This is a genomic window from Cellulosimicrobium sp. Marseille-Q8652 (genome assembly GCF_965112045.1).
Genome location: NZ_CBCOPS010000003.1, coordinates 53,239 through 77,054, shown reverse-complemented (window position 1 = coordinate 77,054; position 23,816 = coordinate 53,239). Strand labels below are relative to the sequence as shown.

Sequence of the window (23,816 nt, the reverse complement as noted above, 5' to 3'; positions counted from 1 at the left end):
ACCGCCGTCAGCCCTGCGCCGATGTGCGCCAGCAACGCGAGGTCGAACACCGGACCGCCCTTGGGTGCGGAACCCCCTCGTCAGGTGAGCGAGAGGAAGAGCTTCTCCAGCCGCTGGACGTCATCGGGGCCGTTCTCCTCGTCCGTGAGGCACTGCTTGAGGCCGGACGCGATGATCGCGAACCCGGCCCGGTCGAGGGCTTTCGAGACGGCCGCGAGCTGCGTGACGACGTCGGCGCAGTCACCGCCCTCGTCAACCATCCGCACAACGGCGGCCAACTGACCCTGTGCGCGCTTGAGGCGGTTCGAGACCTTCTTCATCTCGTCCTGGTCGAGCTGCATATCGGTTCCTCCCGTCGGGCTGCCGTCAGCGCCCGAACAGCCGGGCGAGAAAAGAGGTGCCCGGCCGCTCCGGGTGCCCCTCGCAGCGCTCGCCGCGCGGCACGTCCTGCATCACCTGGTCGACGTGCTGGCCGCAGCCGCTCCACGTCGTCTTGCCGCACTGCCTGCAGGTCGCTGCCTGGCACATCGTGGTCCTCCTCGGTCGGTCGTTCCCGACACAATACCCCGGGGGGTATCCTGGAGTCATGTCGGAGAAGAAGTCGCTGAAGATCGTCGTCGTCGGTGGAGTAGCCGCGGGCATGTCCGCGGCCACGCGGCTGCGCCGCCTGTCGGAGACCGCCGAGATCGTCGTTCTCGAGGCAGGGGAGCACGTCTCGTTCGCGAACTGCGGCCTGCCGTACCACGCGGGCGGGATCATCGAGGATCGGGACGCGCTCCTCCTGCAGACGCCCGCGTCGCTCGCCGCGCGCTTCCGCCTCGACGTCCGCGTGCGCAGCCGCGTGATGGGCGTGGACGCCGCAGGGCACAGCGTCACGGTGCGCGATCTGTCGACGGGGCAGGAGTACCTCGAGTCCTACGACCGGCTCGTGCTGAGCCCGGGCGCCCGCCCCATCGTCCCTGAGGTGCCGGGGGTCGACCGCGCCCTCGTGCTGCGGGACGTCGCGGACGTCGACCGGCTCGTCGGGGCGATCGACCACGGGGGCGAAGACGGGTCTCCGGCCCGCACCGCCGTCGTGATCGGCGCCGGGTTCGTCGGCGTGGAGGTCGCGGAGAACCTCGTCCGCCGCGGCCTCGACGTGACGCTCGTCGAGCTCGCCGACCAGGTCCTGGCCCCGCTCGACCCCGAGATGGCGGTGCGCGTGCAGCGCGAGCTGGAGGCGCACGGCGTCGACGTGCGCACGTCCGCTCAGGTCGCCGCGGTGGGCGCCCGGACGGTCGAGCTGACCGACGCCGCGGGCCAGGCCCTCGGCACCGTGGCCGCCGACGTCGTGGTCGCCGCCATCGGGGTGCGCCCGGACGTCGAGCTCGCCGTCCGCGCGGGTGCGCGAACCGGGCCGCGCGGCGGGATCCTCGTCGACGACGACCTGCGCACCTCCGTGCCGGACGTCTACGCGGTGGGGGACGCCGCGACCAAGCGCGACGCGCTCGCCGCAGCCGGTGCGGACGGGCCAGACCATGCCGCGACCACGCTCGTCCCGCTCGCCAACCTCGCCAACCGGCACGGCCGACACGTCGCCGACGTGATCCTGGGACGCCCTCGCACCCTGCGCCCGTCCGTCGGCACCGCGGTCGTCGGCGTCTTTGGCCTGACCGCCGCCGTGGTGGGCCGCAACGAGAAGCGTCTACGCGCCGAGGGGCGCCCGTACCGCGCCATCCATACCCACCCCACCCAGCACGCGGGCTACTACCCGGGCGCCGAGCAGATGGCGCTCAAGCTCCTCATCGACCCAGAGACCGACCTGATCCTCGGCGCGCAGGGCGTCGGACGCGACGGCGTCGACAAGCGCATCGACGTCATCGCCACCGCGATCTCCGGCGGGCTCACCGCGTCCGACCTGGCAGACCTCGAGCTCGCCTACGCCCCGGCCTACGGATCGGCGAAGGACCCGGTCAACATGCTCGGGTACGTCGCCGACAACCTCCGCACCGGGCACACCCGGACCGTGCAGTGGCACGAGCTCGACGCGCTGGTCGAGGACGGCGCGACCGTCGTCGACGTCCGGACGCCGGACGAGCACGCGCGCGGCACCGTGCGCACCGCGCACGGACGGCCCGCCGTCAACGTGCCCCTCGACGAGCTCCGCGCCCGCGCCACCGCGGAGATCTCCACCGAGGCGCCGGTCGTCGTGCACTGCCAAGTCGGCCAGCGTGGCCACACCGCCGCGCGCCTGCTCGACCAGCTCGGCTACGACGTCCGCAACCTCGACGGCGGCTACCTCACCTGGCGCGACGGAACCGCAGCACTGGCGAACGCGAATCTACGAACAACACTGGTCGCTGCCTGAGTTTCGGCCAGCGCACCTCACGCGGTTCTCCGGCATCGCAAAACCGACCGTTTTTCGTACACCGCAATCCCCGTCGCGACACGCCGAGAGAACATGTCGCAGAACTAGTGTCCGAAAACCCCTGGTGTCGCAAAACGCGATCCAGAGTTTTCGCTACGGTCACCGCATGACGCACACCTACGGGTACGCCCGGGTCTCCACGACGGCGCAGAATCTGGACGCCCAGGTCGATGCGCTGACAGGCGCCGGCGGCGTCGACGCGCGCGACGTCGTCGTGGAGAAGGCTTCGGGCATCCGCGAGGACCGCCCCGAACTCGGCCGGCTCCTCGCGCAGCTACGCGAGGGGGACACGCTCGTCGTGACGAAGCTCGACCGGCTCGGCCGGTCCGCGGCGCACGTCGCGCGCCTCGTGCGCGACCTCGACGAGCGCGGCGTGACGCTGCGATCGCTCACGGAGACGATCGACACCTCGAGCGCGACCGGCCGGCTCATGGTATCCCGAGACACCCTGTACCGACACCTGGCGAGCGTCACTGCTCTGGAGGACTCTGCCGCGCCGGAAGGGCTCACCACTGGGAGTGACCCGGAGTTCACCCGGAGGGAGGCGCGGGAGCTCTCGGCTGGCGGTCTACAGTCGCCAGCATGAGACGAATGGCCGTGTGCGCCGCCCTCCTGTGCGGTGTGGCCTTGACGAGTTCTTGCTCGAGCGGCGACGACTCGAAAGACGAGGACCGTGTCGCGTCCTACGCAACGTTTAGCGCCGCCTTCGACGAGGGCGCCGACTGCCCCGAGCTCTTCGAAATTCGCAATCACATGGAGCCGAAGGACCCGGCGATCGACGACGCCAACGAGGACCTGCGCTCGGTCGAGTGCTACTCGAGCACTTCATCCCGCAAGAACTAGCGCGGCGTGCTGGGCTGCCCGTGGGCGTGAACGACTACTGCCGCACCTGCGGACACCTGAAGGACCGTCACGTCCTTGGTTGGCGGTGCGACGGTCCGCGGGCCGGTGCCTCCTGCCACCGGTTGTGCGGGAAGTACCTTCCCGGTGGGGTGGCTCCACCATCAGGGCCACGTCCGTCGACGACGCCGATGGACTGGGAGTCGGCGGAGCGGTTCGCTGCAGAGCACATGCGGTCTCTCGGCTTCACAGACGCGGCGGTGACCGTCTCTGGACCGGACGGCGGGATCGACGTCGCGGCGACCGGCGGCACCGCGCAGGTGAAGCACTACGCAACGCCCGTCGGCAGTCCGGTCGTTCAGCAGCTTCGGGGTACAGCTCCTGGGGCGGATTGGGCGCTCGTGTACGCCTTGAACGGGTTCACACGGGCCGCGCTGGCAACGTCCGAAGTATTGCGGGTCGCGCTCTTCTGGTACTCCGCGGAGGGTGAGGTGGTCCCCGTTTCAACCCACGCCGAGTCGCTGGTGCGCGGTGGGTTCGTACCCCTCAGCCGCGCGCCGTCGAGCCCGGCCGGGGCCGAATTCGTCGAGAACGTGCAGCGCTACGCTCAGGCGGTACTCAACGACGTAGGTGTGGCGAGCGCTCGGGTCCGCGACATTGCCGAGGCGATGACCCCCGAGGAACTCGAAGAGATCGGGCGTCTCTCGCGCCGGATGGTAGAGGTCGTGGGGGAACTCGAGACGACACAGTCCCGTGCCGCTGTGCTCCCGTTGATCGCCACAGTCTCCGAACTCGACGCGATCCTTCAACGATTGCACGCGCTGGCTGGTGCCTGAGTACGGTCGTCCCGTGCCGTACCCGTCGCGTCCCGTGCTCGAGGTGCTGCCGCAGTTCCGAGGCGACGTCAAGAACGGGCACAACCTGTTTCAGCGGGACAGGTTCGACCGGTTCGTGGCCGAGCAGTACGCGGCCGGACGGTCGCTTCGCGAGGTCGGGGAGCTGACGGGGCGCACGCAGACGGCGGTGCGGCGCAGCCTGGACCGCACCGGGACACCGCGGCGTGGTCGCGGTGCCCAGCCCGTCGGGGAGGAGCGCGCGTGACGTCACTTCACACGCCGTCGGACCTCGCGGCCGAGGTCGGGGTCTCCCGGGCGGCGGTGTACGCGTGGCTGCGCGCGACGTTCCCGCCGCCGTTCGAGGGCCGATGGATCCTCGACGAGGAGCAGGCCGACCAGGTGCGCGCGCACTTCGCGATGACAGCGCCGGCCCGCGGCCGCCGAGCGCGAGCATGCACGGTCGACGGCTGCGACCTACGCGCGGTCGCGCGCGGCTGGTGCCGGCTGCACTACAACCGGTGGCACCGGACTGGGAGCGTCGACGGTGTCGGGTCCGGTGGTCACCAGGCGGCCAAGACGCATTGCCCTCACGGGCACGAGTACACGCCCGAGAACACGATCGTTTACCCGTCGGACGGGCGCCGGCGGTGCCGCACGTGCCGTGAGGGCAGGTAGGCCGGCGGTGCTGGAGGCGAGCCCGATCACTTCGGCCCTTCTTCTAGCTCGCCAGTCAGAGGTCTACGTCGCGCGAGACCGCCCGCTCATCGACCCCGTCACCTTGTACCCCTCGGCCGTGGCATGGACGTCCGGTGAGCACATCAGGACACCGCAGGAGGCTGAGGCGTGCGCGGTGTGGCACCGGTTCGATGACGCGCACGTGACGCCCCTGAGCGGTGACTGTGGTGTCTACGTCCGGTCCAGCCAGATGCTCGCGGAGGGAGCCTGACCCGGGTCGCACTCACCGCCTGAGATCACCTGTCACCTATCCGTGCAGCAGACCCGCGTCTCGCACCGCCCTCAGAGCCAGGACGTTTGCCCGAGATGCGCCAGCTCCGCCCGCGCACGCGCACGCGCCTCACGTACCTCTTCCGGATCCGCGAACCCGGAGAATCCTTCGAGGCTCGTGCTATGTCCACCGTCACTGCGCGCGAACACCACAGTGCCTCCCGTGGTGCTCACGAGGATGCGACGCACCGCCCGCGTCTCGTGGTCGTACTCGCACGCCACTCCACTAGCGCGCCGGGGCGCCACCACTACCGGCGGTGAGCTGACGACCGAGGACGCCGGTTTCTGCCGGCGCAACTTCTTGGGGCGTCGGCTGCGCACGAGGCCGACGAAGCATGCCGCGGCGAGAATCCCCGCCACGAACATGACCACGAAGGCGTCGGCGTCATCGGTGGCGAATCCGATCAGCGCGAAGAGGACGGCGAGCACAGCGAACGTGAGAGCGCCGGTGATGACCGCGATCTCGACGCCACCCCAAGGTCCTCCTCGCCTCAAGATCTGGGCCGCCGTACTCGTCACCGGCCGATGGGCGCGGTCCCGCGCAACCGCACCAAGATGTGCTCGACGCGCCAGGTCGTTCACCGGCGCCACCGCGCCCGTGACGTCGTACTCGAACAGCAGCATCCCGACGTCACCGGCATACTGCAACGCTTGGCCGGAGTACCCGACGTAGGCGAAAAAGAACAAGTCGAGATGGCTGGCGTGGCCGCGAGCTCCGAACAGTCTCTGAAGATCAGGTCGCCCCGTGATGTTGCTTCGGTACTTCACCTGGGCGATCGCGCGCGACGAACGCACGTCGATCCCTCCGTCCGCGCCGCGCGGCGTAACGCGTGCGTCATCCAGACCAAGCCACTGCATGTACCCGGCTGCCAGATGCTCTGCGTCGTCTGGGGTCTGCACCACCACACGGTGCGCGTGCTGCGGCGACATCATGGCGTGGATCATACGGACGGCGACGCCACACACTGTCGCGTGCGGACCACCGTCAGCCGTCGTTACTGGTAACTCCCTCCCATCGGTTGGCCGCGGCGGGATTCCACGGCCGCTCCCCGCTGCTGCTACCCGAGGACCTGTGGGACGCCTTGCTCGACCCGACCCCGACCTCACCGATACCGGCGACGCCGACGCGCTGCTGCGCCGCGTCCCCGAGCCACACCTACAACCCGTCGAGGTCTGCCCGGCCGTGGGGAACGTACGCAACGACTCGCCCGCGCTCGTCGATCCCGTCGCCTTAGCGCCGTCGCAGCGCGCCGCCCAGCCACGTCAGCGCGCGCGGTACGCCTCGAGCACCTTGGTCGGGATGCGGCCACGGTCGGAGACCTCGTGCCCGTTGTCCCGCGCCCAGGCGCGCACTGCGCCCTGGTCCTCACCACGCGCGCTCGTCGATGACGTCGATGCGCCCCGGCGGCCCCTCCCGACGCGGTGGCCGGCGTCGATGTAGGGCGCGAGCGCGCGCAGCAGCTCATCGCGGTGGGCGTCGGTCAGGTCGATCTCGTACGTGGCGTCCTGCCACGCGAACCGGTACGTCTTGGCACCCTCGGTCCCGTCGAGGTCGTCGGTCACGATCACACGCTTCTGCTGAGCCACGCGACCATGCTCCCGCACACCAGGCACCGAGCGCACCAACCGCGTCGGCCGGTCACCACGTGGAAGGGAAGCTCCCCGTCACCGCCATGAGGACCGCGAACACGATGCCGATCACCACGTACCCCAGGGCGATCCAGAGCATTCGTTTTCGCCAGCGGCGATCCATCAGACGTCCCGGTCACGGGGCAGACTTCGGCGCTGCCGGACGAGCTCGGCGATCGCCACGAGCACCACAGCGCCGGCGACGACTGCAAGGCTCACGTTGAGCGGGTTCCACCCGTCCGCCGTGCCGTTGAGGATCATGGCCGTCATGGAGCAGGCGGAACCGAGCATCGCGCACCATAGACCGAGCCTGCCCGCCGTCTCCTTGGCCATCCGCCCACGGTAGGTGTGCCGGCGGGCGTACGCCCGGTTCGACGGTGGCGGTTGCGTCAGGTCGTGTCGCTGGGCTGACGGTGCGCGCGCATGTCGAGGAGCAACCCCAACATCGCGCCGACGGCCAGCCCGAGCACCCACATCGGCACTCGCGGTGGACCGGGGACCAGGAGGTCGATGACGGCCCCGGCCACTGCGAGAGTGGCGGCCAAGAGGGCGGCTCTTGGCCCGAGACCGTCGGGACGGAAGACCAGCAGGCCGATGATCCAACCGATCAGCATCCCCGGGAACCACAACGATGCGTCGCCAAGAAGCGACTCCCCGATGATCAGGCCGGCCAGGCCCAGCACGAGGCCGAACCACAGGTACCTCGTGTCTCGGGTCGGGCGGTCGGCAGGTGCCATCTGTCGATGGTGGCAGAGCCGTCGGCGACACGCCCTCGTGCTAGGGGAGCGCCCAGCCTCAGGTCCCGAGCCGGGGCCGCCGCGGCAGGGTCCGGAACACGTCCCGTGCGGGCAGCCAGACGTAGTTCTCGCGCGCGCCACCGGGAGCGTCGACGTCAACGAGCGCGACCATGACGTGCCCGGCCGTCCACCGCACCGCGCGACCGGGCATGAACTCCTCGTGCGTGGCCCACAACAGGTGCGCAATGACGGGCACCGACCCCTGCGGCTTGAGCGGCACGTGTTCGGGGCGTTCCGCGTTCAGCGGGGTGGTGACGGACCACCGGGAGTCGGCGCCCGGTGGCCGCCAGACCGGCGGGTCGGACGACGTGCTCACCCGCTCATCGTAGAGCCCGGTTCGAACTGGTGTTCGATACTGGACGGGTGAGCACGACGGTAGCGGACCCACTGGAAGTGGCTCGGCGCGCGCTGGTGGCCGCCGAGCTGCGCACCGGCGTCCGCTCCTCGGCGCCCGCTGTCGTCGACGTCGACGACAGCCCGCGGCCGCTCGGGGCGATCCTCGACGACGGCCGCCTGCCCCGCGGCGCGGCGAGCGTCGTGCAGGGCTCGACGTCGCTCCTGCTCGCGCTGCTCGCGTCCTCGCAAGGTTCCTCGGACTGGGTCGCGGTCGTCGGCGCGCCCGACATCGGGATCCTCGCGGCCCACGACGCCGGCGTCGCGCTCGAGCGAGTCGCCTTGGTCCCGAGAGTGAAGGCGAACCCTGCTGCAGCCGTCGCCGCGCTGCTCGACGGCATGGCGTACGTGGTCCTCGGGCCCGACGCCCGGCTCACCCCATCTGAGCGCCGCCGACTCCTCGCCCGCGCCCGGGAGCGCGGCGTCGGCCTGGTCAGCACGGGCACGTGGGAGCAAGCAGCGGTACGTCTCGACGTCGTCGCGCACCGCTGGTCCGGTGCCAACCAGGGTGCCGGCTACCTACGACGCTGCGAGCTCGACGTCGCGCGCCTCACAAACGGCAACACGGAACGGTGGACGCTCACCTTGCCCACACCGGGCGAGATGCTCGTCGCCCCCGTCGAGGGCCAGGCACGACCTGCCGCATCGGCCCGGCGTCCGCTGCGCCTCGTCGGGTAGGGCTAGCGCTCGAACTGGCCCTTAGCGATCAGGTCCGCTTGCCGGTACGGCCACTGGCTGCTGTGGTGTGCGCTCTGAGATGCCGCTCGAGGATGCGCAGGCGCCCAGAAGCCAGGAATGAGCGGGCGCGGTTCTCAGCGGCTGTCCGGGTGAGTCCGGGCATCGAGCACCCGGCGGATCTCCGTGGTGGTGAGGTTGTACTCACCGTGGCGAGCAGCCTGCACTTTCTGACGCCAGATGGGGCGGAACTCCTCGAGCATGCGGGTGTACATGTCGATGGTCGGCATGTGCGAGTTGCCGCGCTCGTGGTCGTCGTCGAAGTACTTCGCCATGTGCTCCCACTTGCCCTCGTCGATGAGGTACTTGGCGTAGCTCGCCATACGGCCCTCTCGTCGGTTGTTGAAGTCGAACCCGCCGAACTTCAGCCCGTACTTGGCCTCCTCGGCCAGAGCCTTACGCTCGTCTCCCGAGAGCTCGCCGTAGCTCCACTCGAGCTGCGTGAACATGTCGAGCACGTCCATGACGAAGTCGCTCTCGCTGCGCGGCATCTCGGGACGGATCTCGTAGAACTCGTCCGAGTACTCCGACACCCACCCCATCTCGAGGACCTCGGCACGCTTCCGCTGGAAGTCGGGGTCGCCGTCCTCGGAGCTCGCGTCGTCGGGGACCAAGTAGGACATGATGCGGTGAAGCAAGGACAGTTGGCGACGGTCGATCGCGCTCAGCGACTCAGGGGTGCCCGTGCGGAAGCGCACCTCGTCGGCGTCAGCGGGGTCGACCGTGAGCAGCGTGCCGAGAGTTTCACGGGCCAGGTCGCTCAGCGAGACCCCGCGAGAGCGCGCGATGCGCCCCAACTCGTCGTAGTCAGTGTCATCCATTCGAACTGTCAGCGTCTTCATATTGGGCTCCCGAATCGTCTGAGTACGTGCCGTGCATACGTGTATGTACTGCGATGCAGACAGACTACCTCATTGCCCACAGGGCACAAGGGGTAGCGAGTGCGTGACCATGTGAGGGCAAAACACCGAGCTCTCTCGGGCGCACTATCGCGAGGCCGCGGCGCGCCAGCTCGGGCGCTTCCTCGGCATAGAGTCGCGCCGCCCGGCACACTGGGCGGGTGGCGAAGTGGAAGGAGTACCAAGAGGAGTCCGCTGCGTTCTTCCGCACCTTGGGACTGGAGGCGGAGACGGATAAGCACCTCGAAGGCGTGCGAGGCGGTCACGACATTGATGTCGTCGTGCGCAGCCGTCGCGCCGGCCTGGACCAGCTCTGGGTGGTCGAGTGCAAGCACTGGAAGCGACGAGTGAGCAAGCTTCACGTCTCAGCGCTGGCAGAGATCGTACGCAACGTTGGCGCCGACCGTGGACTGCTGCTCAGCGAGAAGGGTTTCCAAGCCGGGGCCGGCCAGGTGGCCTATCGAAGCAACATCACCCTCACGAGTCTTGCCGCTCTTCGCGAGGACTCGGATGACGAGCGGCTCGCGCTGCGATTGGCCGACCACCGACTGCACCTTGGGCACCTGAGGGAGCGGCTCAGCAAGATCGGCCACACGGAGAAGCGTGGCCAGGGCTTCAGCAGATCGTACCGAAAGCCCTCCGCAGCGAACTGGGACTTCCTTCAACTGCACGCGGCGGCAGCCATCGCCGAGGACGGGCTGCGACGAGCGGAGATGGGGCGCTGGCCGGCGCCATACGCGTGGGACTTCGCCAGCGGCAAGCCGCGTCGAGCGCAGGGCATGGCGACCTTCATTGACGGGTTTGCAGCCGCTCTGGACGAGCTCGAGACAGGGCTGGTCGCCTTTGAAGCAGCAAACGCCTAATGCGCCACGACGCGTACGGCGCAGGGGCGGCCCCGAGACACTCGCAATCCTCGCCAATCGGACATAAGGTAACTTATCGGCGTCGCGTTTAGGCTGGTCAGAAGGGGTTCTGAGGGCTCAGGCCCGGTGGTCGAGCTCGTCCTCGATGACGGCCTCGAGCTCAGCCGCCGACGGCAGTGCGCCGCGGGCGTCCGCCGGCAGGCCCTGGTAGTCCGCCACGGCGATCGGCACCCGGGTACCGGCCAGCGCGTACCGCACCGTCGCGCCAGCCTTACCGGTCACCAGCAGGATCCCGACCGTCGGCGCGTGGATCTCGGGCTGACGGAACTGGTCGTCGACGATCGCGACGTACGTCCCGAGCTGACCGACGTGGGCGGGCTCGAACTTGCCCACCTTGAGCTCGACCACGACATACCGCAGCTGCAGGACGTGGAAGAACAGGAGGTCGACGAAGAACTCGCCCACGCGGTCGCTCGCGTCGTCCGGCACCGTCAGGCGTACCTGGCGTCCGACGAACGCCATGCCGCGACCGAGCTCGAGCATCGTGTCCTGCAGCCGGTCCATCAGCGCCTGCTCGACGTCCCGCTCCGCCAGGCGCTCAACCAGGTCCAGGTGCTCGAACACATACGGGTCCTTGACCAGCTGCTGCGCCCGCTCAGAATCCGGAGCCTCGAGCGCATCGGTGAAGTTCGTCGGCGCCGCCCCGACGGCGCGGCGCAGGTCGGCCTTGATCTGGTGCTCGAGCACCGCGCGCGACCAGCCGTACTCGGCGGCACTCGCGGCGTACCAGTCCCGCGCCTCGCGAGACTCGAGGCGTTCCAGCAGGACGACGACGTGCCCCCCCGGCAATCGGCCAACGGCCTGTTGGCCAAACTCCTCGGCCGTGGGCCACACCTCGGCGATGCGCCGCATGTTCTTCAGGTTCGACGGCGACCAGCCGCGCTGGTCGGGGAACTCTCGCCGCAGATCCGCCGAGAGACGGTCGATCACCCGGCTCCCCCACCCGGCGTCGCGCTGTCGGTCGAGGATGTCGCGTCCGACCGACCAGGACAGGCGCAGCACCTCGGAGTTCGCCGCCCGGGCGGCGCGGAACTGCGTCGCGCGCACTCGCGCCTTCAGATCGGCCAACAACTCGGCATACCCGACCGGCTCGAGCTCGCTCCCCGACGACGTCATGCGCCACACCCTGCCGAACCACTCCCACGCCCAACCCGCAACGATGCGTCGACGTGTCCGAGCAAAAATCCAGGCTTCCAGCAGGGTGTCGGGGCCAGCTGAAGGCATGTGCGGCAGTGAGTTGCAGAGACGAGAAGCGGCGACCTGCCGTGGACGCGTTGGGTGCACGCGGGCGATGGTCCGAGTGGAGTCTGGAGGGAGTCGAGCCCTCGTCTCGGACCGGGCGGCAGAAAGGGATCCCATAAGGTCCCGCGACGCGGGCCAGCAGCAAGGGCTTGGCGCTACCCCCGGCCCCTGCTAGGTTCGGTCCACCGGTTGAGGCATGAACCGGACTCCGAGCGATCTGCCCACGCAGCCCGCGACCGAGGACAAGGCGCGTAGCGCTGATGCCCAGCAGAAGTCATCGAGACGGACCCGACATGTCTGGGCCGTTCGGCGTGGGACGAACGGGCCAGCGAACGGAACCGTCATGACTACACACTCGGTGAACAAGCGCGACGCGCGCCGACTCGCGGCCGCCCGCGGCGTCAAGTACACCGTCGCGTACCGTGAGCTCGAGGACACCGACCCAAAGCAGCACCATGCTCTCGTGCTGGCAGCCGAGGCGGCAGCCGCAGGCGGCAACAGCCGAGGCGGCGGCGAATCTGGCGGCCGTGGTTCGGGCTCGGCGGCGATCTCGGCCCCGACTCCTCCTCCCATTCGAGCTCAGCGCTGGTACGAGCGCGTCGCCCAGGACTTCGCCGCCGGCCTGCTGGAGCGGTCCCCCGAAGACGTGCTGACACCACCGCCGGGGATGCTGCCCGTGATGGACCTCGCCTGGTACTCGATGGCAGGTGCCTCCGAAGAGGATCCGCAGTACGTCGACGAGTACGAGGACGGCTCGGAGCTCTACAACCTATCGTTCAGGCTCGATGTGTCCGTGAGGGGCGAACTGTCGAACTACGTGCCGCGCAGCACTCTGCAGGCGGCCGGGATCGTCCCGCTCGCCTACACCCCGAACCGCCCCGAGGTGCGCTTGCCGGTCCGCAGGGTGCGCGTCGAGGTTGCCGGTCTGCTGGACCGCAACAACGACTACTCCTGGGAGGAGCAGGAGGTGCTGAGCTACGACTGGCTGTAGGGCCAACACGTGGGGTGACTGACGGGGACCCGCGACCGCCCGGGCCACAACCTGGCGCTCTACCCATCAACTGGTGGCAACGTGCACGCCCAGGGGTGACGATCCACGCACCTCCGCGAATCGGGCGGGCGCTCCAACGATGAGCGAGTCGTGCTCGCGGCGGCCGGCGGGGGTCGAATCTGCGCTGAGCTACATCCCCACGGGCCTGTGTCCTGGGCCAGGCGTGTCGGTGGCCAGTAGACGCGTCGCTAGAGTGCGCGAGTGATCTGGACACCGGACAACGTGATCGCGGCCGCCGCGGTGGGGGTCGCGTTCCTCGCCATCCTCGTCAGCGGCATCGTGTCCTTGAGCGTCGCGCGGTTGCAGCAACGCGGCGAAGCTGCAAACCGTCGCCGCGACGTGCACCTGCGGTTTTGGCGGGCGGCGAACACCTCGCTGCGCCTACTGCAGGAACGCGAGGCGTCGATGCATCAATCCAACATCGGCAAGGACCAGCCCGAGGCCGACGAACTCGACTTCGCGATGCGCGAGACCCGCTCGACGCTCATCGAGCTCGAGATCGTCTCGCCGCGCATGGTGACAGGCGGGTCACGCGTGCTCGCCGCACTGGACCTGGCACGTGCCGACGTCCAGGAGCTCGCAGCGGTGCGCGCGCGGGTAGCCACGCGCTCTGGAGGGCCAGCAGGCGGCGACCTCAAGCGCGCGATGGACGCCGCTCAGTCAGACCTGGACGCCGCCCGGCGAGGGCTGAACGACCTGCAGGTCCTCATGAGCAGGCACCACGCGAGCGGCCGGTTGCCGCGGTGGCGGCGCAGGGCCCGGCGCTGACGCGGTGAACGGACTGCTCAAACCCAGCCGCCGAAGCGACCCGTCAGGCTAGGACACGTAGCCTCTTGGGCCGAGGAGAGTTGATCCGCCTTGTTGCAACCTAGGGTTAGCCGATGACCACGGAAGCGACGCCGCCACGCCTGGACGCCCCGGTCTTACAGCAGTTCGATGTTCCTCGCCGGTTCACCGACGAGGCCGTGGGAACCGCCGCTGATGAGGCGGGCGCTCATGTCGTCTGGTCGCCGGAAGGAGAACTGCTCTACGTCGGTTCGAGCGGACAGACGCGCACGAGGCTGCGCCAGCACCTGGCTGGGGACCGTGCGGCATCGATTCTGCACCACAAGGTCGGACTGCTGCTGGATGACTCTTTGGGCCGGCCCGCGAGCCGAGACGAGATACGGGACCGACTGCGGCAGGGATGGTTCGCTGTGGCTTACACCGATGACCCCACAACCCTGAAGGCACAGCTGATGGATGCGTTGAACCCGCCACTTAACGATGTCCGCCCCGTGGGGAGCGGTGAGGACGCGCGCTCGGGTGCGGCACGGTGGGACCAGGTGCCGGTGCTCATCGAGCAAGTGCTGACCTCGTTGAGCGCCCGCGCCCAGAACCCACGCAGCGCGGCGTCATACCAGGAGGCGATCGAGGAAGAGCTGCCTAGCGCCTTCCGCACCGTGGTCCCCGACCGGTTCTCCGTCCGGGGGCGCACCGGCGTCGGGGATATCGCGGCCGTGCCCTGGGTGGGTGTATTCCGCTCGACCGACGCGTCCGCGAAGAAGGGGATCTACGTGGTCCTGCTCTTCGCAGCTGATGGCTCGCGTGCGTACCTCACTCTGAACCAGGGCACCGAGGCAGTGCGCGGAGGCACAGCGGTGCTCCGCAAGCGAGCCTTGGACGTGCGCGACGCCCTATCCCCGGCGGGCGACCTGCTGACAAGCATCTCGCTCGCGTCAGCAGTCGACCGACCAAAAAACTACGAGGCCGCGACCGCCTATGCGGCGGCCTATGAGCGCGGATCAGTCCCTAGCGCGGAACAGCTGCAAGCGGACCTGATGCGGTTCCTTGACATGTTGACCGCGTTGGAAGATGTCGGCGTGACCCTGGAGCAAGAGTACGAGCCCCTGCACCTGCTCCTGAAGTGGAACGAGGAGCGCCGCCCCACCACCATCACCGACCACCGTGCGTTGGCACTGCAGCATGGCCGGGTGTGGTGGGGCAAGTTCGGCAAGTCTCGGCCGCTGAGCGCCAGACTCCAGGCGGTCAACACACAGGTCCAGGAGGGAACGCTGACGCACTGCTACCTGTACCGACGAGACGAACTCTGGCGCGCACGACTGCACGCGGTGACCGCTGACCCCGAGCAGGTCGACACTGCGCGCCTGCCGAACTACTACAAGCCCGAGGACTGTCAGGTCTTTGTGGAGCTCTCCGAGTTCGAGGAGATGCCCGCGGGTTGGGCATTGGAGAACCTCTTGCTGGCGAGCAACCCGGACCCTGCCGCCCTCCCGGGCGCGCTTGGGAACCAGACCAGCCCGATGCAGGTCTACGAGCGTGTACGCGCCGCCGCGCGGGCGATCGCTCATCCAGAGCAACCCGTTGGGCCGATCGGGACCGCTGATGAGCGACCGACCGGGCCCGACCTCGATTGGCTCGCCCGAGAGACGTTGTGGGACTCGGCCGCCTTGGACGATGTCCTGGAGACGTTGCAGCGGCGACCACAGATCATCCTCGCCGGACCTCCCGGCACCGGAAAGACGTGGCTAGCCAAGGCGCTCGCTCGCTACCTGACCGGTGACGAGCCGCTCGCGTACCGGGTCCTGCAGATGCACCCCTCCTACGGCTACGAAGAGTTCATGGAAGGGCTCCGCCCTGAACCGCACGAGAGCGGACTGGTGTTCAGCCGCGTCGACGGAGCGGTGCTGCAGATGGCCACGGAGATGACCGAGAACGCAACCCATCCCAGCGTCATGATCCTCGACGAGCTCAACCGAGCCAACGTCCCCCGGGTGTTCGGGGAGCTGCTCTACCTTCTGGAGTACCGTGACGAGCCGGCCGACCTGATGTACTCCACGGGGTTCGCCCTACCGCGGCGCCTGCTGTTCATCGCGACGATGAACACCGCCGACCGGAGCATCCGCAGCCTGGACATCGCCCTGCGCCGCCGCTTCGAGGTCTTCGAGTGCCCCCCGTCACCCCGCATCCTGACCAAGTACTACGAGTCCCACCGGTGCGACGTCCCCCGACTCGTCGAGGGCTTCGAGGAGCTGAACCAGCGGCTGACCGACCTCCTGGACCGCCACCACACCGTGGGCCACTCCTTCTTCATGGCAGAAGGTTTCGACAACCGGCGACTGCGAGCCGTCTGGCGACGCCAGCTGGAGCCCTTGTTCGAGGAGTACTTCTTCGACCAGCCAGGAACCGCCGAGACCCTTCGCCTGGAGGAGTTCTGGCCCGATGCGGCCGGCTGAGTTCACCCTCGTCGAGTCGGTGACCACACGCCTGGAAATCACCACGGAGCAGGCACGAGACCTGGCGTCCCTCGGCACGCGCCTCGCCGGCTCACGAGAGTGGTGGGGTGCCTCCTCGAACCCGACTGAGGAAGGCGATTCGCCTACCGCAATCACGGTCCACCAGGCTGCCTCCTCTCCTGCGGCGTGGAACGTGCGGGTGAACGACGCCATCGGTGTCATCACCGCCAGCGGGGTTAACATCACCGTGCGACCCAAGATCCCGACACCGCATGCCTTGGCCCTGCTCGAGACTGCGGGTGCTATTCCTCGTCTCGACTCCGCGCAAGCGCAGCTCGCCGAGGGCGAATCGCTCTGGGACCTCATCAGCCGCTGGTACTGCAGCGAGGTCGAGGACGTCCTGCGCCGTGACCTCATCCGGGACTACCGCACCACACGCGACATCCTGCGTGTCGCCCGCGGCCACATCGACGCACCCCGCACAGTTGCGAGCATCATGCGTGGCACGCTGTCCGTGCACTGCGAGGTGCAAGAGTTCGACGCCGACAACCCCGCGAACCGGGTGCTGCTGGCCGGGTTACGGGTCGTCAGCACTTCGCCGCGGACCCCACCTTCGACCGCCGCGCGTGCCGCGCGTGCCGCGCGGCGGTTCGACGGAGTCGGCCCGCTGGCCGCTGGGGATCTTCGGGTCTCGAAACCCCGTGTGCGCCACTACACCTCCGCACTCGTCCTGGCGAGACACATCCTCACAAGCACTGCGCGACACCTCGACAACGGTGCGGCACCGGCCTGGGCGTTCCTGCTCCGCACGCCAGAAGCCATCGAGGAAGGCGTGCGGCGCACGGTTCGGGCTGCTCTCCCCCAACACCAGGTGACAAAGAGCGCGCGTCGACTGCCGCCCAGCACGAAGACCCTCAACCCCGACCTTGTCATGGACGCCGGCCGCGCCGTCGGTGACGTCAAGTACAAGATCCACTCAGGTGAGTGGAACAACTCCGACCTCTACCAGGTCGTCGCCTTCGCCACCGGCTATCACGCTAGCCACGCCGCCGTGCTCACCTTCGCCCGCAAGGGCCGCCAAGAAGCGCTTAAGCCACTGCACGTCGGAGGAGTCAGGGTCGCGCACCTGTGCTGGCCAGCTGATCCCGACATCTCTCCTCGTCAAGCTGCCGACGCCTTCGAAGCCGACGTACGAGACTGGGCGCAGACCACTCAAGCCCCATAGCCGTCCCGCTCCCGTCAAGCGAGTCCACATCGGCATCGAGTAGTGCAGGACAGCATGGACGGCCTGCGCCTGCGCCATCAGTTCCTGGAGGCCGGCCGGCTTGGGCCCCTAGCGGTGTTGATGGACTGCGCTCGCGCATCGATATCGGGCCCGGTGTAGATGCGATGGAACGCCTCGTCGAGCAGGCTCGCACCGTCCAGGACGTCGAGGACACTGAGGCTCGAGTCCTCATGCGTGCCAGCGTTTCCGAGCCACTTCACTGCAAACAGCAGCTCGGCGACCGGGATACGGCTCGCGTTCGCGTCCCGCCACGTCTGGATCCTTCGGTGGGCGTTACAGAACCGCCCGGAAGCATCGGTCGACGGGACACCCTCGAACGTAAGAAGGCGTTCGACAGTAGCCCGAAGCGCAGTGGCGGCCACGCCGGGATCAACGAACACGACCCGGGAGGCGCGGAGCACGCCTTCACGGACCTCTGTCGGAGCCGACTCGGGGATTGACATCAGCAGCATCGCCGGGTGCAGGTGGACGACTCGGTAGTAGGAGGAGTAGGGAGGGCCGAGCTGGTAGTGCGGATCGAAGGGGACCGAGTCGCGCGCGTCGTCGACGCGGTAGTCGCCTGTCCCGTGCACCACCTGGGTACAGTTCGGATTCTCGCACTGGCCCCGGATCAGGAATGTTCCTTCGACCCAGTCGGGCTCGAACGCAGGATGGTCGCGTGCTGAGGCGGAGCCGTAGCCCTCGCTCTCCTCCGGCACACCAAAGCGGATGTGCCCAGAGCCGCAAGCCGGGCAGCGCGGCCGCGGCCAGGACTGGCCCGACTCGATGCTCTCCGCGAGGTATCGCAGTGCTAGGTCGACCGACATGCCGTGAGAGTAGAACAACTACGGCGGTCAGCGACGTCGCGACCAGCCCGTCTACTCTCTGAGTCCGGCGTAGAGTCGGTTCATCCGGTCGCGGCTCGGACCGGACTCCTTGCAACGCACCTGTGGAACGCTCTGACCGTTGGGACGGCGAGGGCCCCGAGCGAGGTCGCGGGTGAGGCGGGCGACCATGTCTAAGCGTCTGGAAGGGTTCACCGGCCTCGCCGACTCGGAAGAGGTCCGCCAAGCGCGGGCACGGGCCGCGACGAGCTGGCCCGCCTCGGACAGCCCGCCTGGCTCTAGAGTCCACAACCGGAGTGGTCCGTTCACGCGAAGGGCACGCCACCCTCGCTCCGATGGCCCCACCGGTCCCCAGTCCTGCGCCCTAGGCTCCCAACATCCTGTGAGGATGGACGGGTGAGCACCAACGACGTCACACCGGCCGGGTACGCCGAGCTGCTCGAGCGCCTCAAGGACCGGGTCCGCACGAGCCGGGTGCGTGCCGCCCGGGCCGCAAACACCGAGCTGCTGCGGCTGTACTGGTCCATCGGGCGCGACATCCTCGACCGCCAGCAGGCCGTCGGGTGGGGCGCGAAGGTCGTGGACCGGCTCGCGACCGACCTGCGCGCGGAGTTCCCCGACCAGCGCGGCTGGTCGAGGCGCAACCTGCTCTACATGCGCGCCGTCGCCCAGGCCTGGCCCGACGAGGACGCGTTCGTGCAACAAGCTGTTGCACAACTGCCCTGGGGCCACGTCACCGTCCTGCTCACCCGCCTCGACAGCCCGGCCCACCGCGACTGGTACGCAGCCCAGGCCGCCGAGCACGGCTGGTCCCGGGCCGTGCTCGAGAACCAGATCGCCTCCCACCTGCACCAGCGCATCGGCGCCGCACCCACGAACTTCACCACGCACCTGACCCCGGCGGACTCCGAGCTCGCCCAGCAGCTCGTGCGCGACCCCTACGTCTTCGACCACCTCGGCCTGACCGGACGCGTCCACGAACGCGAAATGGAACAAGCCCTGATGGACAAGCTCCAAGACACCCTGCTCGAGTTCGGACACGGCATGGCCTTCGTCGGCCGACAGGTCCGCTTCACCATCGACGGCGACGAGCTCGTCGTCGACCTGCTCCTCTTCCATGTCGACCAGCTGCGCTACGTCGTCGTCGAGCTCAAGATCGGCCAGTTCGACCCCGCCCACGTCGGCCAGCTCGGCACCTACGTTGCCCTCGTCGACGACCGCCTGCGCAAGCCCGACCGCCACGCCCACACCGTCGGCATCCTCCTCGTCGCCGGCCGCAACGAAGCCATCGTCCGCTACGCCCTCGCCGGCGCACCCGCGCCCCTCGCCGTCGCCAACTACACCTACGACAGCCTGCCCCCCGACGAGCGGGCTGCGCTCCCCCGGGCCGACGAGCTCGCCGCCATCCTCGAAGGCAGGGCCGACCAAGATCGCCTAAACCCGACGTGACGGACGTTATCGGCGCTCGATTGGTGCGAGTTGCATCGGATGCAAGAACTCGCGCCTCGCCGCGAACTAGACGTTCGGGCAGGTCAGCCGGCACTCCCGCAGGTTCTGGCTTCATGAGTCCCCACGGACTCTCGCCGCGCCAGCGCAGATCACTGTAGGTTTCGTGCATCGGATGCCCGATTCCTCGGGAGAAGCGCTCAGACGGCTGGAGAGCCGCGGCAGCGGCCGCGATCTCTGCGGCAACTGCTTCGAGAGGCCTCCGAGGATCGCGAAACCCGCGATATGGCAACGCCAACGATTCGAAACGAGGGGCCAAGAGGCGCATTCGCAGCCGTAGGCTTCGCCCCGGTGCGTCGGCGTCGGAAGGGTCCGTGATGAAGACGAAGTGGGTAGCGCTCCTGGTTGGCGCCCTCTTCCTGGTAGGCGCCGCGGTGATCGCGGCCTGCGTCGTCATGTGGCCGCGCCTTGCCGACGCGCGAACTGCGGACGCGGCGGCCGCTACCGCCGGAATCGTTGCTGCGGCGGCTGGCGTGATCAGCGGCATTGCTGGCGCTGTGGCCGCTGTGGCCGCCTACGCGGCCGCCCGAGAGAGTCATGCGACCGCGCGCGATGCCTCTGAGGCGCTCGGACTCGCGATGGAGCCCTCGCTCAAGATTCTCGTCGGTTCAGAGGACGTGACCATCACCAACCCTTCAAGGTGGGGCGCGTCGAACCTCGCCATTGAGGTCACCATGGAGGACGGCCGACGGGCAAGTCGCCGCCTCGACTTCCTCGCCCCCAAGCGATCCGAGTCCGCGACAGAGCCGGGAGCTGAAGTTCGCATCGACCTCGGCGAACGGCCACCACGTCCCTGGGACTCACCCGACTGGCGGGGCATGGTTGAACTCGAGGACGTCGTCGTCGTCACCTATTCCGACGAACGAGGGCTGCTCCGCTGGAGAACCCGGGTAGCGAATGAGTACGACTTCCGACACGACGGCCGGTACCGCAGCGGGGGCGGCGGCATGTCGAGCACCGTCGAACGCATCCCGATCACGCGCGGCTAGGTGTAGCAAGGGCCGCCCGGCGCGAAGCCCTACTCGCGCGTCGTACGGTGACCTCGACATCGACGCTGAAGTCGCCGCCCGAGGCAGGGAAATTACGATGCAGCAGCACGAACACCCGCAGAACATCACGATCAACGCCGACGGCTCCGAGAGCTACGCCGAGACGACCGTCATCGAGAGTGACGGGATGCTCACCGGCATGCACTCTGGGAGCACCTGTGTGCACGAGCCCGCGCGGTACACGATCTCGAGCGGCGCGACCCACAACGGGTCACTCGCGTTCCAGTCAGGCACCGCGGGAAGCATCGATGGCGCGAACAACGGATCACTACACGTCGCGGCAGACGCGGTCGTGGAGATCCGTGGGGCGCAGAACGGCTCCACCCACGTCGCGGCCGGTGGGATCGTCCGGGTCGCGCCTACCGGCCGCCTGGCAGGTTCGCTGCACGTCGACGGACTGATCGAGAACCGCGGGGTCCGCGAAGGCACCGTGTACCCCACCGACGCCGACATCCGGGACCTCGATGGCGGCACCGTGACGCAGCCGCAGACACACGACGGGGCGGCGTATTACACCTGGTGACCCGCCCGGCGTGATCGGTCAGAGGCGGGGGTCGGTGCATCGACCCGCGAGCTGGTGTTGATCACTACCCGAGCCGCGGACTTCCCACGAACTCGCACCCCACGAGTACGCACGTCTACCGGTCTACGCGCCACCCTTCAGTTTGGCGAGGCGCTGCCGAGCTTGGCTGACGCAGGTTGCTCCACTGCACGAACGCAAGCCAACGCTCAAGGACGGCTACCTGCTAGACGAGTCCTCGCACAGTGAGACCTCACCGACGAAGGAGATCCTGCGCCGCGTCGGAACAGAAGGTCGTGGTCCCCGGCACAAGTGCGCCGTGGAACCAGCGGCGCGCCCTCCCCGGTACCATCGCTTCCAGAGCGCAAGAAATCCCGACCGGTCAGAGGGAGACGTCCTCAAATGCCAGTAGCAGATCTTCTCCCAGGTGAGACTCTTCTGATCGAGGGCCAGGATCCATCGCCCGACAACGAGCCAAGTGACGCGAGCATCGTCGAACGCTACACGCGCGGGGAAGTCAGGATCGTTACAGATCAGGCCCGCACGCAATTGGCAGAACTGCCGATAGTATTGCGCAGCGGGCGCTACCGACTTCAGCCCGAGTACCAGCGGCGCCACAGGTGGCCGCTGGGAAAAAAGTCCCGCCTCATCGAATCATTCATTATGAACGTCCCAGTTCCGCCGATATTCGTCTACGAGTACGAGTATTCGCGCTACGAGGTCATGGACGGCCTTCAGCGCCTTACCGCACTTTGGGATTTTTACGAGGACAAGTTTGAGCTCGTAGAACTTGAGTACTGGCCCGAACTCATCGGCCGCACCTACTCGACACTGCCGCTCCAGCTCCGCCAGGCGATCGACAGGCGCTACATCTCGAGCATCGTCCTTCTGTATGAGACCGCGGGTGACAGTAGCGCCGCCCAGCGTCTAAAGGAACTCGTCTTCGAGAGAATCAACACCGGCGGCGTAAAACTCAGCCCGCAGGAGTCCCGGAACGCTCTAAGCACTGGACCTCTGAACGCGGTGCTCCCCCGCCTCGCTCGCAACGAGAAGTTCTGTCGCGCTTGGGGAATTCCGGAGCCAATCCCCGACGTGAACGATCTTGAGCGGGATGAGGTACTCAGCGACCTCCGCTTTCAGAGCATGGACGACGTCGAGATGGTCTTGCGCTTCTTCGCTCACCGTCAACGCGGCCTCGAGGGCGCACCACGGCGCCTCCGCGCGTTTCTGGACCAGTACTGGAGCAGGGCAAACGCGCAGCTCTCGACCGAAACCGTCGAGGCGATCGGCCAAATCTTCGAGCGCACCATAGAACTTGTCTACTCAGTCCTAGCAGAAAAATCGTTCTACATCAGGCGCGAGCGTTCTGGAGAACGCTCATGGGTGCCGAGGCCGACACTCTTGGCGTACGACTCGATAATGTCTGCATTCAGCCAGAGACTGGAACACGCAGAAGCATTGGTATCGCGCAAAGATGCCGTGCTCGAGGCACTTAGCGAACTCTACGACGAGCACGCCTCTGCTTTCGATGGGCGAAAGACGGACCCACAGGACATTCTGCTTAGGGACCAGTTGATACTGACAGCCCTTGACAAGGTCATCGGCAATAGCAGCATATGAGGAGCGTCCGGGCCACGGTGGTTGCAGATTGTGCAACCTTGCGGGATGACGTCGCTAATCTCCAGGCGGACATCCCTCAATTGGGCACGGAGACATCGAAGATTAGCCGCCTGCGAAGGATCGCCTATGTGGCCGGAATTATTCAGACCTACGGACTCCTTGAACAATCACTGGACGCTCTGCTGATAGCGGTGGCACAGGGATACAACGTGATCCATACGTCGTTCGACGAGATTCCTGAGCGGGTGCGGGTCGAATTTCGCCGGCTTTCGCTTCAGTCGATTCTTGATGGTAGTCGGTCAAGACTCCGGGAGCAGATTGACGAGAGCGTCGTACTGTCGGCAATAAATTCGAGTTCACTTCCGGAAGATCGGCGCCTAATTCCTGCGGTCTTTACCAAATCCCAGGCGAACTACCGTCACCCTCACGTAAGAGAATTGCTCGCACGCCTCGACGTATCGGTTGAGGTTCCGCCAAGTTCAACCATGCAGTCGGTCCTCGACGAATTGGGCATGGCGAACGCGGAGTCCGTAATTAGCGACCTCGTCGAACGCCGCAACGCTCTAGCGCACGCCTACTCGTTCCCCGACGACATCCTGGCAGTCGAACAGATTACCGCTATCATCGATGTCGTCGAGTTCTACTTGTTGTCACTAGAAGAGGCAGCAAGCAGGCGCATGCTCGACGAGTGCGTCAAGCATGCACGCGCTGTGCAGCTCGGGACGGTTGCGAAGCGATGGGCGCATGCGATCGGCGTTGACGTCGACGCCGGAGTGCTCAGCGTTGGAGAATCCCTACTCTTCAGACGAAAGAACGGGCGCTATCTCTGCCGTGAGATCGCGTCGCTTGTCTTAGACGGAGAGAATATAGCCAGCGTAGACGCTTCCTCCTGCCCGGGGCCGTTGGCGGTCGGCGTGGGCTTCGCAAATGGTGTTCCACCGAGACTGAATGGCGCCGCCGTGTTTCGCCTTCCCACTGACTACGTCGACTTCTACCCGGTAACCGATTCGTGACGTAGT

General features: G+C 67.6%; 27 protein-coding genes. 17 read left to right on the top strand and 10 right to left on the bottom strand.

Annotation, left to right across the window (positions count from 1 at the left end; genetic code table 11):
* Window positions 1–80 precede the first annotated feature (80 nt).
* Together ACWPWV_RS19835 and ACWPWV_RS19830 are read right to left on the bottom strand one after the other, a co-directional pair.
* Entirely contained in the window at window positions 81–341 is a 261-nt protein-coding gene (locus ACWPWV_RS19835) for a metal-sensing transcriptional repressor (protein WP_435737713.1), read from the bottom strand.
* Between the two features lie 25 nt (window positions 342–366).
* Window positions 367–528, bottom strand: a complete 162-nt coding sequence (locus ACWPWV_RS19830; RefSeq protein ID WP_453680424.1) for a hypothetical protein — start codon at window positions 526–528, stop codon at window positions 367–369.
* Between the two features lie 58 nt (window positions 529–586).
* On the opposite strand from ACWPWV_RS19830, the gene ACWPWV_RS19825 reads away from it, so the two are divergent.
* From ACWPWV_RS19825 to ACWPWV_RS19800, 6 genes are all read left to right on the top strand, one after another.
* On the top strand, window positions 587–2,347 hold the full coding sequence (locus ACWPWV_RS19825) for an FAD-dependent oxidoreductase (protein WP_435737714.1): 1,761 nt from the start codon (window positions 587–589) through the stop codon (window positions 2,345–2,347).
* Between the two features lie 124 nt (window positions 2,348–2,471).
* Window positions 2,472–2,993 carry a recombinase family protein gene (locus ACWPWV_RS19820; RefSeq protein ID WP_454044691.1) on the top strand — a complete coding sequence of 174 codons (522 nt, stop codon included), beginning with the start codon at window positions 2,472–2,474 and terminating at the stop codon, window positions 2,991–2,993.
* Window positions 2,990–3,250: a hypothetical protein gene (locus tag ACWPWV_RS19815; RefSeq protein ID WP_454044690.1), complete on the top strand. Its 261-nt coding sequence runs from the start codon at window positions 2,990–2,992 to the stop codon at window positions 3,248–3,250. Before ACWPWV_RS19820 ends, ACWPWV_RS19815 begins: the two co-directional genes overlap by 4 nt.
* A 188-nt stretch (window positions 3,251–3,438) precedes the next feature.
* Window positions 3,439–4,083: a restriction endonuclease gene (locus ACWPWV_RS19810; RefSeq protein WP_454044689.1), complete on the top strand. Its 645-nt coding sequence runs from the start codon at window positions 3,439–3,441 to the stop codon at window positions 4,081–4,083.
* A gap of 13 nt (window positions 4,084–4,096) precedes the next feature.
* Complete coding sequence (locus ACWPWV_RS19805; RefSeq protein ID WP_454044688.1) at window positions 4,097–4,348, top strand: helix-turn-helix domain-containing protein; 252 nt, start codon at window positions 4,097–4,099, stop codon at window positions 4,346–4,348.
* The gene (locus ACWPWV_RS19800; RefSeq protein WP_454044687.1) at window positions 4,345–4,758 is read left to right on the top strand and encodes a hypothetical protein; all 414 of its coding nucleotides are present in this window, start codon (window positions 4,345–4,347) and stop codon (window positions 4,756–4,758) included. The genes ACWPWV_RS19805 and ACWPWV_RS19800 overlap by 4 nt, the downstream gene beginning before the upstream one ends.
* A 342-nt stretch (window positions 4,759–5,100) precedes the next feature.
* Here the strand turns inward: ACWPWV_RS19800 and ACWPWV_RS19795 are convergent, their stop codons facing one another.
* The 5 genes from ACWPWV_RS19795 to ACWPWV_RS19775 all read right to left on the bottom strand — a co-directional run bounded on the left by ACWPWV_RS19795 (window position 5,101) and on the right by ACWPWV_RS19775 (window position 7,830).
* A complete protein-coding gene (locus ACWPWV_RS19795; RefSeq protein WP_454044686.1) occupies window positions 5,101–6,021 on the bottom strand; it encodes a restriction endonuclease in 921 nt (306 codons plus the stop codon).
* A 330-nt stretch (window positions 6,022–6,351) separates the two neighbouring features.
* Entirely contained in the window at window positions 6,352–6,675 is a 324-nt protein-coding gene (locus ACWPWV_RS19790) for a histone-like nucleoid-structuring protein Lsr2 (protein ID WP_454044685.1), read from the bottom strand.
* 165 nt (window positions 6,676–6,840) lie between these two features.
* The gene (locus tag ACWPWV_RS19785; protein ID WP_454044684.1) at window positions 6,841–7,050 is read right to left on the bottom strand and encodes a hypothetical protein; all 210 of its coding nucleotides are present in this window, start codon (window positions 7,048–7,050) and stop codon (window positions 6,841–6,843) included.
* Window positions 7,051–7,106: 56 nt separating this feature from the next.
* Window positions 7,107–7,454, bottom strand: coding sequence for a hypothetical protein (locus ACWPWV_RS19780; protein WP_454044683.1), 348 nt, complete (start codon window positions 7,452–7,454; stop codon window positions 7,107–7,109).
* Window positions 7,455–7,512: 58 nt separating this feature from the next.
* A complete protein-coding gene (locus tag ACWPWV_RS19775) occupies window positions 7,513–7,830 on the bottom strand; it encodes a hypothetical protein (protein ID WP_454044682.1) in 318 nt (105 codons plus the stop codon).
* A gap of 77 nt (window positions 7,831–7,907) precedes the next feature.
* Between ACWPWV_RS19775 and ACWPWV_RS19770 the strand changes: the two genes are divergently transcribed.
* Window positions 7,908–8,585 carry a hypothetical protein gene (locus ACWPWV_RS19770; RefSeq protein ID WP_454044681.1) on the top strand — a complete coding sequence of 226 codons (678 nt, stop codon included), beginning with the start codon at window positions 7,908–7,910 and terminating at the stop codon, window positions 8,583–8,585.
* A 134-nt stretch (window positions 8,586–8,719) separates the two neighbouring features.
* Here ACWPWV_RS19770 and ACWPWV_RS19765 read toward each other — a convergent pair whose 3' ends face one another.
* Entirely contained in the window at window positions 8,720–9,463 is a 744-nt protein-coding gene (locus tag ACWPWV_RS19765) for a YfbU family protein (RefSeq protein WP_454044680.1), read from the bottom strand.
* Between the two features lie 239 nt (window positions 9,464–9,702).
* Between ACWPWV_RS19765 and ACWPWV_RS19760 the strand changes: the two genes are divergently transcribed.
* Window positions 9,703–10,404, top strand: coding sequence for a restriction endonuclease (locus tag ACWPWV_RS19760; protein WP_454044679.1), 702 nt, complete (start codon window positions 9,703–9,705; stop codon window positions 10,402–10,404).
* A gap of 117 nt (window positions 10,405–10,521) precedes the next feature.
* Here the strand turns inward: ACWPWV_RS19760 and ACWPWV_RS19755 are convergent, their stop codons facing one another.
* Window positions 10,522–11,580 carry a PDDEXK nuclease domain-containing protein gene (locus ACWPWV_RS19755; protein WP_454044678.1) on the bottom strand — a complete coding sequence of 353 codons (1,059 nt, stop codon included), beginning with the start codon at window positions 11,578–11,580 and terminating at the stop codon, window positions 10,522–10,524.
* 484 nt (window positions 11,581–12,064) lie between these two features.
* Between ACWPWV_RS19755 and ACWPWV_RS19750 the strand changes: the two genes are divergently transcribed.
* The 4 genes from ACWPWV_RS19750 (at window position 12,065) to ACWPWV_RS19735 (ending at window position 17,218) form a co-directional block, all read left to right on the top strand.
* Window positions 12,065–12,697: a hypothetical protein gene (locus ACWPWV_RS19750; protein ID WP_454044677.1), complete on the top strand. Its 633-nt coding sequence runs from the start codon at window positions 12,065–12,067 to the stop codon at window positions 12,695–12,697.
* Between the two features lie 261 nt (window positions 12,698–12,958).
* Complete coding sequence (locus ACWPWV_RS19745; protein ID WP_454044676.1) at window positions 12,959–13,525, top strand: hypothetical protein; 567 nt, start codon at window positions 12,959–12,961, stop codon at window positions 13,523–13,525.
* A 113-nt stretch (window positions 13,526–13,638) separates the two neighbouring features.
* On the top strand, window positions 13,639–15,993 hold the full coding sequence (locus tag ACWPWV_RS19740) for an MrcB family domain-containing protein (protein ID WP_454044675.1): 2,355 nt from the start codon (window positions 13,639–13,641) through the stop codon (window positions 15,991–15,993).
* Window positions 15,994–16,012: 19 nt separating this feature from the next.
* Window positions 16,013–17,218: a 5-methylcytosine restriction system specificity protein McrC gene (locus tag ACWPWV_RS19735; protein WP_454044674.1), complete on the top strand. Its 1,206-nt coding sequence runs from the start codon at window positions 16,013–16,015 to the stop codon at window positions 17,216–17,218.
* A gap of 77 nt (window positions 17,219–17,295) precedes the next feature.
* On the opposite strand, the gene ACWPWV_RS19730 is transcribed toward ACWPWV_RS19735, so the two are convergent.
* Window positions 17,296–18,084, bottom strand: coding sequence for a DUF4145 domain-containing protein (locus ACWPWV_RS19730; RefSeq protein WP_454044673.1), 789 nt, complete (start codon window positions 18,082–18,084; stop codon window positions 17,296–17,298).
* Between the two features lie 414 nt (window positions 18,085–18,498).
* Between ACWPWV_RS19730 and ACWPWV_RS19725 the strand changes: the two genes are divergently transcribed.
* The 5 genes from ACWPWV_RS19725 to ACWPWV_RS19705 all read left to right on the top strand — a co-directional run bounded on the left by ACWPWV_RS19725 (window position 18,499) and on the right by ACWPWV_RS19705 (window position 23,810).
* Window positions 18,499–19,551, top strand: coding sequence for a PDDEXK nuclease domain-containing protein (locus tag ACWPWV_RS19725; RefSeq protein WP_454044672.1), 1,053 nt, complete (start codon window positions 18,499–18,501; stop codon window positions 19,549–19,551).
* A 371-nt stretch (window positions 19,552–19,922) separates the two neighbouring features.
* Complete coding sequence (locus ACWPWV_RS19720; RefSeq protein ID WP_454044671.1) at window positions 19,923–20,597, top strand: hypothetical protein; 675 nt, start codon at window positions 19,923–19,925, stop codon at window positions 20,595–20,597.
* 97 nt (window positions 20,598–20,694) lie between these two features.
* A complete protein-coding gene (locus tag ACWPWV_RS19715; RefSeq protein ID WP_454044670.1) occupies window positions 20,695–21,180 on the top strand; it encodes a hypothetical protein in 486 nt (161 codons plus the stop codon).
* 399 nt (window positions 21,181–21,579) lie between these two features.
* Complete coding sequence (locus ACWPWV_RS19710; protein WP_454044669.1) at window positions 21,580–22,797, top strand: DUF262 domain-containing protein; 1,218 nt, start codon at window positions 21,580–21,582, stop codon at window positions 22,795–22,797.
* A 128-nt stretch (window positions 22,798–22,925) separates the two neighbouring features.
* Window positions 22,926–23,810, top strand: coding sequence for a hypothetical protein (locus tag ACWPWV_RS19705; RefSeq protein ID WP_454044668.1), 885 nt, complete (start codon window positions 22,926–22,928; stop codon window positions 23,808–23,810).
* The last annotated feature ends 6 nt before the right edge of the window (window positions 23,811–23,816 follow it).